Genomic DNA, 13,399 nt, shown 5'->3' with positions numbered 1-13,399 from the left:
CCGAAGAACGAGCGGCGCTAGCGGTGGGCTACACGGTGGCTCGTTCTACGCGGCGGCGTAGAAGTAATAAAAGCCAAAAAAGTAGCTGGTGCGGGGCATGCGGGGGAGTGTTTGCGGCGGCAAGTTGCGGGCGGATACTGGAATATCCTAGCAAGTGAAGAAAAAGATTGCCCCCAGGGTCCATAACTAACTGGCGTTAGTACAGTTTTTTCCGTCAAAGATTCTACTTTCGCAGCATGATAAAAGCACCTCTTTGCGCTGGCTTGGTAGCCACGGCGCTGGCCCTGGCTGGCTGCGCCGGCAGCGCCCCGGCCACCACGGCGGTGGCCCCGCCGGCCGCTAGCCCCGCCGCTCCACCTGCCGCGCCCGCCCCGAAAGGCGTGGGCCTCGACGTGGCCGACCTTGACCGCACGGTGGACGCGTGCGATAACTTCTACCAGTTTTCGGGCGGCAATTGGCTCAAGAACAACCCGCTGCCCGACTACGCCTCGCGCTGGGGCCCCCGCAACCTGCTCGGCGAACGCACCCAAAAACTGCTGCGCCAGATATTGGAGGACGCCGCGGCCAACCGTAGCGCCGCCCCCGGCTCGAACGCCCAGAAAGTGGGCGACTTCTACGCCGCGGCCATGGACACGGCGGCCATCGAGCGGGCCGGCCTGGGGCCCCTGCGGCCCGAGCTGGCCCGCATTGCTGGGCTGCGCGACCGGATGCAATTGCCCGCCCTCATCGCCCACGAGCACGAGCTGCAGACGGGCGTATTCTTCCGCGGCGGGGTGCAGGTCGACGAGAAGAATACGACCCGCTACGTGGTGCAAATGGACCAGGGCGGCCTCACGCTGCCCGACCGGGATTACTACTTTAAAGACGACGCGCGCACGGCCAAGGTGAAGGCGGCGTACCGTGCGTACATGGCGCAGGTATTTGGCCTGCTGGGTGATACGCCCGCCGAAGCGGCCCGCAACGCCGCGGCCGTGGAGCGCATCGAAACGCGCCTGGCCAAGGACTCGCGCACCCGTGTGGAGCTGCGCGACCCGCAGGCCAACTACAACCAAATGGCCCTGGCCGCCGCCCAAAAGCGCTACCCGGCCCTCGACCCCGCGCGCCTGCTGGCGGCCCAGCAGCTGGGCAAAGCGCAAGAGGTGATTGTGGGCCAGCCGGCGTTTTTCGACGCGCTGAACACCGTGCTGAAAACCGAGCCGCTGGCCGACCTCAAGACTTACCTGCGCTGGCACTTGGTGCGCTCGGTGGCCCCGGCGCTGCCGGCGGCCTACGCCGACGCGGCCTTCGCCTACAGCCAGGCCCTGACCGGGGCCAAGCAGCAGCCCGCCCGCTGGAAGCGCGTGCAAACCGCCACCGACCAGAACCTGGGCGAGGCCTTCGGGCAGCTGTACGTGGACCAGGCCTTTAGCCCGGCGGCCAAGCAGAAGGCCCTGGAAATGGTGAACAACGTGAAGGCCAGCCTAGCCGAGCACATCCAGACCAACACCTGGATGAGCGCGCCCACCAAGGCCGAAGCCCTGAAAAAGCTGGGGGCCCTGCACGTGAAAATCGGCTACCCCGACGTGTGGAAGGACTATTCCCAACTCACCATCAGCCGCGCTTCCTACGTGCAGAACCTGCTGGCCGCCCGCGCCTGGGACAGCCGCCAGGAGCTGGCCAAGTTCGGGGGCCCCATCGACCGCAACGAGTGGGGCATGACGCCCTCCACCATCAACGCCTACTACAACCCGCCGCTGAACGAAATCGTGTTCCCGGCCGGCTACTTGCAGCCGCCGTTCTTCGACCCCCAGGCCGACGACGCGGTGAACTACGGGGCCATCGGCGGGGTGATGGGCCACGAAATGACCCACGGCTTCGACGACCAGGGCCGCCAGTACGACGCCCAGGGCAACTTGCGCGACTGGTGGACGCCCGCCGACGCGGCCGAGTTCACGAAGCGCGCCGCCCTGGTGGGGCGCCAGTACGACGCGTTTTCGCCCCTCGACTCGGTGCACGTGAACGGCAAGCTGACGATGGGCGAGAACCTGGCCGACTTCGCCGGCCTCACCGTGGTGTACGGGGCCCTGGAGAAGCAATTGCAGCAGCGCTACGGCGCGGGGCCCCGGCCCAACTTCGACGGCTTCACGCCCGAGCAGCGCTTTTTTCTGAGCTGGGCCCAGCTGCGGCGCTCCAACATCCGGCCCGAAGCCCTGCGCCAGCAAATCCTCACCGACCCGCACTCGCCCGACCAGTACCGCACCATCGGCCCCATCATGAACATGCCGCAGTTCCAGGCCGCGTTTGGCTGCCAGGAGGGCAGCAAAATGACGCGGGCCACAGCCGACCGGGCCGTGATTTGGTAGTGGGTCGTGGTTGCTAGTTATAATGGTAGTGCCGTCATGCTTCGATAAGCTCAGCATGACGGCCTTATGTGTTACAGCTACTTATTGACCACACTAATTGATTACCTGCGCCAAAACTCACCCGTTCCAGGAGCCAAACTTGCCTACCTGGTAATCGGCGTAGGCCTCGCGAATCTCGGCTTCGGTGTTCATTACGAAGGGGCCGCGCGTCACCATCGGCTCTTTGAGCGGTAGAGCGTGGCCTAATAGCAACACGCTATTGGCCAGGGCCTCGATGGTTAATTTGTCGCCGTCGTGGTTGAATTCGACCAGCTGCCGGGCTCCGGTTTCGGTGCCGTTGACCCGCAGCCGGCCGGCCACGGTGTAGAAGAAAATGGTGCGGGCGGCCGCGATGGACAGCGTGACCCGGGCCCCGGCCGCAAATTCCAGCCAGGCCAGGTGCACGTCCACCAGCGGCTGCACCGCCCCCGCGGTACCGGCCCAGCTGCCCGACACGGCGTGGATGGTGACGCCCGCCGTCGGCGTGGCCAGCGGGATTTCGTGGGCCTGCCGCCCCAGGTAGCGCGGCTCGGTCATCTTGTAGCGGGCCGGCAGGTTCAGCCACAGCTGCAAAATCTCCAGGTCGCCGCCGGTGGCCTTGAACTCGTCCGACGATACCTTGGTGTGAATCAGGCCCCGGCCGGCCGTCATCCACTGCACGCCGCCGGCCCCCACCACGTCCTGGTGGCCGCCGCTGTCTTTGTGCAAAATGTCGCCCTTGAGCACAAACGTCACCGTTTCGAAGCCCCGGTGGGGGTGGGGGCCGAAGGGCAGACCGCGGTTGCCAGGCGGGTACACCTGGGGCCCGTGGTGGTTGAGGAACAAAAACGGGTCGATGTACCGAACCGATTCGGTGGGCAGGGCCCGGTAGGTAACCAGGTCGGCGATGGGCACGCTGGCCGCTTGGTGCTGTTGCTTAACGGTGCGCATGGCCAGGGCGGTGGTAGAGCCCGGACGGTGGGTGGTGGCCCCCGGGCAAAAAGAAGAATCTCAGCAAGTTATAACAATTTATAGTAATATTTAATTTACTATAAGTTATTCGTCTTACCGAGGTCTTACCCAGGGCCGTGGGGCCCCGGCCCTACGCCATTTCCTCGGTGGGCGGGGTGCCGCGGAAGGCGTCCAACTTGCTTACGGCGGGCAGCTTCACGGGCCGGTTTTCCTTGGCCGACTGGTAGATGGCTTCCATGATGCGCTGGTCCTGGAGGCCTTCCTCGCCGGGCGTGTAGGGCGTCTTGTTGCCCCGCACGCACTCGGCCATGTGGTCCATTTCGAGGGCAAACTGCTGCTTGTGGGGGTTGCTGGGCTGCTCGACGACCTGCTTGCCGCCCGGGGCGTGCACCAGCTCCTGCTTGAGGCCTTGGTAGGTGAAGGCCGGGTCCATTTTGATGGTGCCGGTTTCGGCGTGCACGGCGTAGCTCTTGCCATTGAACGAGCCGTAGCCGCACATGCACTGCGAGATGACGCCGCTCGGGAAGCGCAGCGTAAAGCTCACGTTCTCCTCGATTTCCCGGAACCGGTCGTCGCCCGGCGTGCTGTAAAGCTGGGCCGAAACCTCGGTGGGCTCCTCGCCCAGCAGAAAGCGGGTGGTGTTGAGGCAGTACAGGCCCACGTCGGGCAGCGAGCCGCCGCCGGCCAGGGCTTTTTTGTGGCGCCACTGCTGGTCGTGGGCCTCGTTCTGGCAGTTCATCATCTGGATGAGCTTGGGGGTGCCGTAGGCTTTGTCGCGCACCAGTTTCATGGCGGCGCGGTTCAGGGGCTCGTACTGGATGCGGTAGGCAATCATCAGCTTTTTGCCGGCCTTGTTGCAGGCGGCAATCATCTCCTCGCACTGTTTGGCGGAGTCGGCCATCGGTTTTTCGCACAGGATGTGCTTGCCCGCCTGGGCCCCCCGGATGGTGAACTCGTGGTGCATTGAGTTGGGCAGCACGATGTAAATCACCTGCACCTCGGGGTTATTCTTGAGTTGGTCGTAGGTCTGGTACGAGTAGCAGCTGCTGGCCTTGATGCCGTACTGCTGGGCCGCTTTGGCCATTTTGTCGGCGTCGCCGCTCACCAGGGCCACCGGCTTGGCGTGCTTGCACTGCCCAAAGGCGGGCAGGATTTCGCCCAGCGTGAGGTGGCCCAGGCCCACAAGGGCGAAGCCCACGCGCTGGTCGGGCGCGTCGGGGTTGGGGAAGGGACTGGCCTTGGGGTCCGTCGACGCTTCGAGCGGCGGCAGCTTGATGTCGAGGGGCCCCGTGGGCGGCGTGAAGGTGGCATCAGCCGCGGCATCGGCGGCGTGGGCGGCCAGGGGCAGGGCCCCGGCCACGGCGGTGGCCAGCAGGCCGCGCCCGGCGCTGTGCAGGAACTGGCGGCGCGAGGCATCGGCGGCCCCCAGGGCGGCCTGGTCGAGCCCGGCGCTGAGACCGGGGGTAGGAGTGACTTGAAACATAGCGGGAAAAAATTGGCGGAAAGCTGCGGCTAGGCTGTACGAGTCGGGCAGGCCTTTGCGTTACTACGGCCGCGCTTGAGGGCCAAAAAAACCCGGGGCCCGGTTGGGCCGTTGCGGGTAGTAGATTCCTCACTCCGAATACCTCCTTATGCCCTCCCTCTTTGATTCCTTCGCTCTGCGCGGCGTTACCCTCAAAAATCGCCTCGTCGTGTCGCCCATGTGCGAGTACAGCAGCATCGACGGCTTCGCCAACGACTGGCACCTGGTGCACCTGGGCAGCCGGGCCGTGGGCGGCGCGGGCCTCGTCATCACCGAGGCGGCCGCCGTGTCGCCCGAGGGCCGCATCACCCCCGACGACCTCGGCCTCTGGAAAGACGAGCACATCGGCTTCCTCAAGCGCATCACCGACTTCATCGGCGCCCAGGGCAGCGTGCCCGGCATCCAGCTGGCCCACGCCGGCCGCAAGGGCAGCACCTACACCAGTTGGAAAGGCAGCGGGGCCGTGTCCGTGCTCGACGGCGGCTGGCAGCCGGTGGGCCCCGGCGACGCGCCTTTCGCCGACGACTACCCCCGGCCGGCGGCCCTCGACGCGGCCGGCATCCAGAAAGTACTGGCCGATTTTCGCGCCGCCACGGTGCGGGCCCTGGCGGCGGGCTTCCAGGTCATCGAGATTCACGCCGCCCACGGCTACCTGCTGCACGAGTTCTGCTCGCCCCTCAGCAACCAGCGCACCGACGAATACGGCGGCTCGTTCGAGAACCGCATCCGCCTGGCCGTGGAAGTGGTGCGGGCCGTGGGGGCCCTGCTGCCCAACCACTTGCCGCTGCTCGTGCGCATCTCGGCCACCGACTGGACCGCAGGCGGCTGGACCATTGAGGACTCGGTGGCGCTGGCCAAGGTGCTGAAAGCCGAAGGCGCCGACCTCATCGACACGTCCACGGGCGGCAACGTGCCCCACGCCACCATCCCGGCCACGCCCGGCTACCAGGTCGAGTTTGCCGAGCGCATCCGCCGCGAGGCCGGCGTGGCCACCGGGGCCGTGGGCCTCATCACCACCGCGGCCCAGGCCGAGGAAATCATCGCCCGGGGCCACGCTGACCTCGTGCTGTTGGCCCGCGAAGAGCTGCGTGACCCCTACTTTCCGCTGCACGCCGCCCACGCCCTGGGGGCCGACGTGGCCTGGCCGGTGCAGTACGAGCGGGCCAGGCCGCGGCATCAGGTGTAAGGCTTTTTTCCCACCAAAAGGGGCTCCGGCATTGTTTGGGGCTTCTTTTTGGTGAGAAGGAGCGGCTCCGCGCTACGGACGCGCCACCCCAGCGGCCAGCAGCCACTCGGCGGCTTCGGCTTCGGTGCTGAAGGTCTTGTAGGTGTTGCCCAGTTCGCGGGCAGCCAGGGCGAGGCGCGTCATGCTCACGCGGGCAAACACGTCTTCGGCCAGCACCACGGCCCCGTAGCGGTAGTTGGCCTCGCGCACGGCGCGGGGCAGCCATTCGCCCACCAGCCAGGCCCGCTCGGCGTCGGAGTACGGGGCCATCTTGCGCTGGTCAATCAGCAGCTTGCCCCGACCCCGGCGCGTGAGGGCCCGCAGCGCGTGGGTGAGCAGGGCCCGGAAGACTATTTCCTCGCGCGGGCCCGGGGCGTATTCCAGCCGCAGGTAGTCTAAGGGTTCCTCCCAAATGCGGCCGGCGGCGTTTTCAAAATAAAGCGAGCGTGAAGCCATGGCAGCGGTGAGCACGGCCCGGGATGGGCCAGCGGGCGTTTAACTGCAAGGACAGGGCGCGGGTTCGCGGCCGCCGCGGCCGCCGGGCTACTTTTGGGCTTCGCCCCTTCGCCCGCCCGCCATGAAACCCCCGCGCCCCCCCGTGGCCCCGCGCCCGCCCGCCCGCTTCCCTGCCGACCAGATTGTGGAGCGCTGGACCGCCGCCCAGCTCCTGGCCCAGGGCCCCGAGCTGGAGCAGTACCACTTCGTGGGCGGCGACTTCGGGGGCGCAAACTTCAGCCGCCTGCGCTTCACCGACTGCCGTTTTGAGCGCTGCAACCTGGCGTCGGTGCAGCTCACCCAAACCGCCCTGCAAAACGTGGCCTTCGACGGCTGCAAGCTGCTGGGCGCCCCGTTCGGGGCCTGCCGCGACATGCTCTTCGCGGTGCACTTCGACCACTGCCAGCTGCGCTACGCCACCTTCGGGGGCCGCAAAATGCCCGCCACCCGCTTCGCCCACTGCACCCTCGACGAGGCCGATTTCACCAACGCCGACCTCACCGGGGCCCAGTTCGCCGATTGCACCCTGGCCGGCACCGTGTTCCACGGCACCCAGCTCGCCGGGGCCGACTTCCGCACCGCCACCGGCCTCGCCCTCGACCCCGAAGCCAACGGCCTCGCGGGGGCCCGCTTCACCCTGGCCAGCCTGCCGGGGTTATTGGGGAAGTATGGGCTGGTGGTGGAGTGAGGGGTGGGCGAGGGAGTGCGGGAGATTTACGTGCTATGGATGACCATTTACAAAACGTAAAAGGAGATTTACTTTGTTTAAACCACCGTTTCCTCATACTCTTGATGATTCGTCTACGCTGCTGTGTTCTGCTATTTGTTGCTGGGAGCTGCTCCCATAAACCGGTTGCCCAGCTGGTTGAGGAAGGCGAGGAAGCCACCGGAAAGAAAGCTATTCGGCTGTACACCCAAGCGCTTGCCAATGAGCCCACCAACGTGCGGGCCTTGTGGCGACGGGGCGACGAATACGCCAAAACGGACCAGCCGGAAAAGGCGCTTGCGGATTTTACCCAAGCCATTGCCTTGGAGCCAACCTACAACGCCGGATATCTTTTTGGGGACCGGGGCGAAGTATTAGAGGCGACAAACCACCTGCCCGAAGCCATCCGGGACTACACCACTGCCTTGGCGGTTTGCCGCCGAACCCTCTCCCCAAGTTTACCCTCTACACCCATGGAGAACTTTTACTTCTATCGGGGACGGGCGCGGTTGAAGGCTGGGGACACGACCGCAGCGCGGGTGGACACAGATAGCGCGATTTACTACTATCCCAAGTTCCCAAGAGCCCATTTCCAACGTGCCCGTTTGGCGGTAATCCGCAGGGAATACGACCAAGCACTGGCGGATTATGAAGTTGGAAATCTAGGGCCGAATAGTATGGAGTTCCCAGACTACGCAGACGACTTTTTTTACTTGGGCTTATTGAAATTTAACCGACAGGATACAAGCTATTGTACTTGTTGGGCTGCTGCTGCACGCTATAATCAGCAACAAGCGAAGGCCTACCTCGCGAAGTATTGTAATGCAGGCGGCAGAAAGGGACAAAAAAGATAACGCTCCTTTTCCTGAACGACTAACAGCTAAGCACCGGGTGCCAGGTGCCTGCTGCAGGGCCAGCAGAGTTTAAGAAATCCGTCTACGATTCAAAGTTTACGAAATAGTCCGCAGGAATGAGTTTCGTAAACGCCCAAATCTGGAACTTGGCCCCCAGTAAAGTGCTACGCCGGTCGCTTCGAGAAAGCGAACTCAAACCCGTACTTATTCCAAGAATGGGTTTACAAGCAATATTATGCGAAGTACTTAATATACTACGTAAAAGCACTGCTGAATAGTAACTCAACCAAGCTGCCGCACCAACCGACGCCTCCGCGGCGTACTTTCCGGCCATGAAAACACTTTTCCTTGGATTACTGCTAACCGCCGGCCTGCTGGGGGCCCCGACGGCCCGGGCCCAAAAAGTCCAGCACGAGCTGCAAATCACGCCCGCCACGGCCGCCTGGGGGTACTACGACGCGGCCGCGCCGCCGGTGCTGCGCATCAAGTCGGGCGATGTGGTGCGGGTGCACACGCTCATCACCTCCAACCCGGCGCGGCTGGAGGGGGCGGGCGTGGCCCCGGCGCAGGTCGAGCAATCCTTGCGCGACATCACCACGCAGGTGACCAACAAGGGGCCGGGGGGGCACATCCTCACGGGGCCCATTTTTGTGGAAGGGGCCGAGCCGGGCGACGTGCTGGAGGTGCGCATCCAGCGCATCAAGCTGGCCATTCCCTACGCCTACAACGCGTTTGGGCCCAAGAGCGGCTTCATCCCGGAGGACTTTCCCTACGCGAAGATGCGGATTATTCCGCTCGACGAGAAGCAGGGCGTGGCCCACTTCGCGCCGGGCATCGACGTGCCGCTGCGGCCGTTTTTTGGGAGCATGGGCGTGGCCCCGCCGGTGGCGGCGGGCCGCATCAACAGCGCCCCGCCCGGCATCCACGGCGGCAACCTCGACAACAAGGAGCTGGTGGTGGGCACCACGCTGTACCTGCCGGTGCACGTGCCCGGGGCCCTGTTTTTCGTGGGCGACGGCCACGCCGGGCAAGGCAACGGCGAGGTGGACATCACGGCCCTGGAAACGTCGCTCGTCGGCGACCTCCAGTTCATCGTGCGCAAGGACCTGCACCTCAAGCTGCCCCGCGCCGAAACGCCCACCGCCTACATCAGCATGGGCCTGAACGAGGACCTGACCCTGGCCGCCAAAGACGCGGTGCGCGAGATGATTGACTTCCTGGTGGCCACCCGGGGCCTGAGCCGCGACGACGCCTACATGCTGGTGAGCGTGGCCGGCGACCTCGACGTGACCCAGGTGGTGGACGGCACCCGCGGGGCCCACGTCATGCTGCCCAAAAGCATTTTCGGGAAAGAAAAGGCCGCGAAGTAGCCGCCGGGAAACCCCGGGCCCGGCCCGGCGGTTCTACCCGGCTGCTTTCCTTTGTCGCGCCATGCCCACCGCCCCGCTCACCCCCGCCGAAACCGACCGCTACAGCCGCCACCTGCTGCTGCCCGAAATCGGGACGGCCGGCCAGCTCAAGCTCAAGGCCGCCAAGGTGTTGGTCATCGGGTGCGGGGGCCTGGGCTGCCCGGTGCTGCTGTACCTGGCCGCCGCCGGCGTGGGCACGCTGGGCCTGCTCGACTTCGACACCGTGGCCGAGAGCAACCTCCAGCGCCAGGTGCTGTACGCCACCGCCGACGTGGGCCGACCCAAGGCCCTGGCCGCCGCCGCCCGCCTGGGGGCCCAAAACCCGTTCATCACCCTCGTGCCGCACCAAACGGCCCTCACGACCGCCAATGCCCTGGGCCTGCTGGCCGGCTACGACGTGGTGGTGGACTGCTCCGACAATTTCGCCACCCGCTACCTCGTCAACGACGCCTGCGTGGTGCTGGGCAAGCCGCTGGTGTACGGGGCCATCTTCAAGTTCGACGGGCAGGTGGCGGTGTTCAATTATCAAAATGGCCCCACCTACCGCTGCCTCTACCCCGAGCCCCCGGCCCCCGGCGAGGCCCCCAGCTGCGCCGAAATCGGGGTGCTGGGCGTGCTGCCCGGCCTGGTGGGCACGCTGCAAGCCGCGGAAGTGCTCAAAATCCTGGCCGGCATCGGGGAGGTGCTCAGCGGCCGGCTGCTGGTGATTGACGCGCTGGGGATGCGCTTCCAGACGCTGCGCTTCCGGGCCGTGCCGGCCCAGCAGCAGCGCACCGCGCTGGAGGCCGACTACGCCGCCTTCTGCGGCGAAGCGCCGCCCGCCGCGCCGCCCGCCCCCGAAATCAGCGCCGCCGACCTGCGGGCCTGGCAGGCCAGCGGGCGGCCCGTGCAGCTGCTCGACGTGCGCGAGCCCCACGAGCACGCCCGGCGCCACCTCGGCGGCCGGCTGGTGCCGCTGGGCCAGCTGGCCGGGGCCCTGGCCGACTTGCCCGCCGACGTGCCCACCGTGGTGCACTGCGCCAGCGGCGCGCGCAGCCAGCGGGCCGCCCAGCTGCTGCTGGCCCACGGCTTCCGCGAGGTGTACTCGCTGCGCGGTGGGCTGGCGGGGTTTGAGTTATGAGTTATGAGCATCCTTTGAATGCCTTCGCATGGATAAGCACAGACTCCTAACCCGTAACTCATAACCCATAACTCATAACCTAAACTGGGCCCCCAGGCGAATGCCGAAATTGCGGGGCCGGGGCTCGTTGGCCCCCGTGCTCATGGCGTCGCGGTAGGTGAGGCGGTGAATGAAATCGACCCGCACGAACTTGAAGATGTTCTCGATGCCGTAGCCCACTTCCATGTAGGGCAGCTTGCCGAGGGTGGGTAGCGGCGGCTGCGGGCGGCCTTCGGCATCGAGCGGCTGGCGCTGGTTCTGGTCGCTGAGGCCGCCGTATAAAGCGTTGGCCGTGGCCACCAAGCGCCAGTTCAACGACCGGATGCCCGGGATGGCGTTCAAAATGATGCCCTCGAAGTGGTGGTCGAGCCGCAGCGACACCGAGCGGTCGGTGATGAACTCGTAGTAGTTCATCAGGTTGAAGGCGTTGGCGTTGTAAAACGGCGTTTGGTTGCCCAAGGGGATTTTGAGGAACAGCGCCGGCAGACGGTTCGGGGCATAGCTGCCTTCGGCCCGGTAGCCGAGGCGGCCCAGGTGGCCCACCGACACACTGTGGCTCACGAGCAGGTTGAACTTCTGGTACGAGCTGCTGGCTTCGGTGAACAAGTCGCGGGCCCCCATCGTGTAGCGAAACGTGAACACGGGCCATTTCTTCAGGCCGATGGCGCGGCGGCGATTTTCCGACTGCACCAGGTTTTCGTCGGGCGCGTAGCGCGACTCAAACACCACTTCCGAGAGCGTGACGTCGGGCACTACCCGGTTTTCGCGCCGCAGTACGAAATCGTTCAGCACCTGAATGTTCTGCTCGCGCACCGTCACCGTTTCGGTGAAGCCGTGGAACAAGTCGCGCTGCACCGAGCCGGCTATCAGGTCGCGCAAAATAGGCTTGCCCTCGCTGAATTTTCCCCAACGCGAAGCCGCCACGAACAGGTTGTTGTCGGGCAGGAAGTCGTTGTCGAGCAGGGCCGCTTGCTCCACGTCGTGCCGAAATTCGCCGGTGAACACCGTCCAGTGGCGGCGCTCGGCGATGTAAGCCGACTTCAGGCCGTACTTCACCCGCCCGTCGCGGGTGCCGTAGGCCACGTAAGCCTGCGTCACAGTGTTGCGGCTAACGGCGGGCGTGGTGCGGAAGCCCACCCGGAAGCGGCTGCCCTCGTAGTCGTTGTGCGAGTACGCGTTGATGATGGGGCCCAGCTCGAAGTTGCCCACGTGCTTGTAGCCGTTCACCACCAGGTCAATCAGGTCCAGGGTGCTGCGCACCGACGGCAGCTCGCGGGCCGAGTCGAGCACGGCAAAGGTTTGCCGCTCGCTCAGGCTCAGCGTGTCGGGCCGGTGCTGGTCGAAGTAGCCGTCGCCGGCCTTGGCCTGCCCGCTGATGAGGCCCAGGCTGCCGCGCCCGTTCTCGGCCGGCTCCATGATGGTGGACACGATGGGCTGGTCGTAGAAGCTGCCCTCGTGCGGCTGGTTGCGCACCACGTTGCTGGTCACGGTGGTGAAGCGCACCCGCATGGCGGCCTGCTTGTCGTAGGGCCGCAGGCCCACCACCAACTTGGTGCGCACGGGCAGCCCGGGCCCGGCGGCGGGCGGCGTCAGCTCCTGGAAGATGCGCAGGTCGCTCACGAAGTTGATGTTGGCGTTGGGGTTGGCCGCCAGGTCCACGCGGCGCAGGGCGTAGCCTTGCTGCGTCACCCAGATGGTGCCCTGGAAGGCCAGGTCGTGGCTGCGCTTGGGGGCCACCGTCAGCTTGTAGCAAAAGTCCTGGCCCACGAGCACTGAATCGACCAGCTCGTAGTTATAGGTGAGGCGGCCGCCTTCGGCGATGGGCGAGATGAAGTCTTTGCCCAGAATGTTTTGCCAGTTGGGGTAGAAGTCGAAGTTCTGGAAGTTCGCGCCCAGCATCTGCGAGAGAATGGAGCCCTCGCGGGGCCCCGCGCCGCGCATCTGCTTGTGCTGGATGTCTTCGCGGCGGCGCAGGGGCCCGTAGCGCTGGTACACCCGCGAGCCCACCTCGGAGGCAAACAGCGGCAGGGGCGCGTCGGGGTCGGCGGCGGCGGCGGCCCCCTGGCGCACGGCCAGCGCCCGGATGTCGCGCACCACCTTGCGCTTGGCCAGGGCGGGCGGCAAGTCCGTCAGGCTCACCTCGATGCGGTTGTAGGCGTCGTACTCGGCGGCGCTCAGGGCCCCGCGCTCGTTCTGGGGCTTGTGCTTCTGCACCTCGCGCAGGATGCGGAAGGCCGGGTTTTCGCCGGGCCGCACCAGCACTTCGGCCAGGGCCACGCCGCCGCCCTTTTTCAGGCGCAGCAGCACGGTTTGCTCGGAAGCACTGCTCAGCTTGTACCGGGCCGTGAGGAAGCCCAGCGCCGAGGCGGCCACCGAATCGGGGGCCCCGCTCAGCGCCAGCTTGAACTTGCCCTCGACGTCGGCCGTGGCCCCGGTGCTGGTGTGCGGCACAAACACGGACGCAAACGGCACCGGCTCGCCGGTGGCGGCTTCCACCACCTGCCCGCGCAACACAATTCGCTGGGCTACGGCCGGCAGTGCCAAAAGGCACGTCAGCAGCAGCGAAGCTAATAATTTCATATGAAGTTGGATAGCGCCAAGCTACAAGGCATGCCGATGGTCACGCAAGTTACGCACGGCGGCAGCCGTCCCAAACAGTTCCGGGCGCGGAGGAGTGTTTTTTATCAGCGCCTTGGG

General features: G+C 65.8%; 10 protein-coding genes. 6 read left to right on the top strand and 4 right to left on the bottom strand.

Annotated elements, in window-relative coordinates; translation table 11 throughout:
- Positions 1–236 precede the first annotated feature (236 nt).
- Entirely contained in the window at positions 237–2,342 is a 2,106-nt protein-coding gene (locus HNP98_RS07535) for a M13 family metallopeptidase (RefSeq protein ID WP_173809442.1), read from the top strand.
- Positions 2,343–2,459: 117 nt separating this feature from the next.
- Here the strand turns inward: HNP98_RS07535 and HNP98_RS07530 are convergent, their stop codons facing one another.
- Together HNP98_RS07530 and HNP98_RS07525 are read right to left on the bottom strand one after the other, a co-directional pair.
- Complete coding sequence (locus HNP98_RS07530) at positions 2,460–3,311, bottom strand: pirin family protein (protein ID WP_173809441.1); 852 nt, start codon at positions 3,309–3,311, stop codon at positions 2,460–2,462.
- Positions 3,312–3,462: 151 nt separating this feature from the next.
- Positions 3,463–4,815 carry a Gfo/Idh/MocA family protein gene (locus HNP98_RS07525; protein WP_173809440.1) on the bottom strand — a complete coding sequence of 451 codons (1,353 nt, stop codon included), beginning with the start codon at positions 4,813–4,815 and terminating at the stop codon, positions 3,463–3,465.
- Positions 4,816–4,963: 148 nt separating this feature from the next.
- Here HNP98_RS07525 and HNP98_RS07520 point away from each other — a divergent pair, with 148 nt between their 5' ends.
- The gene (locus HNP98_RS07520; protein ID WP_173809439.1) at positions 4,964–6,040 is read left to right on the top strand and encodes an NADH:flavin oxidoreductase/NADH oxidase; all 1,077 of its coding nucleotides are present in this window, start codon (positions 4,964–4,966) and stop codon (positions 6,038–6,040) included.
- Between the two features lie 72 nt (positions 6,041–6,112).
- Here the strand turns inward: HNP98_RS07520 and HNP98_RS07515 are convergent, their stop codons facing one another.
- Positions 6,113–6,535, bottom strand: a complete 423-nt coding sequence (locus tag HNP98_RS07515; RefSeq protein ID WP_173809438.1) for a hypothetical protein — start codon at positions 6,533–6,535, stop codon at positions 6,113–6,115.
- Between the two features lie 121 nt (positions 6,536–6,656).
- On the opposite strand from HNP98_RS07515, the gene HNP98_RS07510 reads away from it, so the two are divergent.
- From HNP98_RS07510 to moeB, 4 genes are all read left to right on the top strand, one after another.
- The gene (locus tag HNP98_RS07510; RefSeq protein ID WP_173809437.1) at positions 6,657–7,262 is read left to right on the top strand and encodes a pentapeptide repeat-containing protein; all 606 of its coding nucleotides are present in this window, start codon (positions 6,657–6,659) and stop codon (positions 7,260–7,262) included.
- Positions 7,263–7,297: 35 nt separating this feature from the next.
- A complete protein-coding gene (locus HNP98_RS07505) occupies positions 7,298–8,134 on the top strand; it encodes a tetratricopeptide repeat protein (protein WP_173809436.1) in 837 nt (278 codons plus the stop codon).
- A gap of 332 nt (positions 8,135–8,466) precedes the next feature.
- The gene (locus HNP98_RS07500) at positions 8,467–9,504 is read left to right on the top strand and encodes an acetamidase/formamidase family protein (RefSeq protein ID WP_173809435.1); all 1,038 of its coding nucleotides are present in this window, start codon (positions 8,467–8,469) and stop codon (positions 9,502–9,504) included.
- 61 nt (positions 9,505–9,565) lie between these two features.
- Positions 9,566–10,663 (top strand): molybdopterin-synthase adenylyltransferase MoeB, encoded by a 1,098-nt coding sequence (gene moeB, locus HNP98_RS07495; RefSeq protein WP_173809434.1) that lies wholly within the window; start codon positions 9,566–9,568, stop codon positions 10,661–10,663.
- 72 nt (positions 10,664–10,735) lie between these two features.
- On the opposite strand, the gene HNP98_RS07490 is transcribed toward moeB, so the two are convergent.
- The gene (locus HNP98_RS07490) at positions 10,736–13,282 is read right to left on the bottom strand and encodes a DUF5686 and carboxypeptidase-like regulatory domain-containing protein (protein WP_173809433.1); all 2,547 of its coding nucleotides are present in this window, start codon (positions 13,280–13,282) and stop codon (positions 10,736–10,738) included.
- Positions 13,283–13,399: the final 117 nt, after the last annotated feature.

Origin of the sequence: Hymenobacter caeli (assembly GCF_013294115.1) — a bacterium.
Lineage (GTDB): Bacteria > Bacteroidota > Bacteroidia > Cytophagales > Hymenobacteraceae > Hymenobacter > Hymenobacter caeli.
The sequence above is the reverse complement of the archived record's forward strand: the minus strand, read 5'-3'. Positions and strand labels throughout refer to the sequence as shown.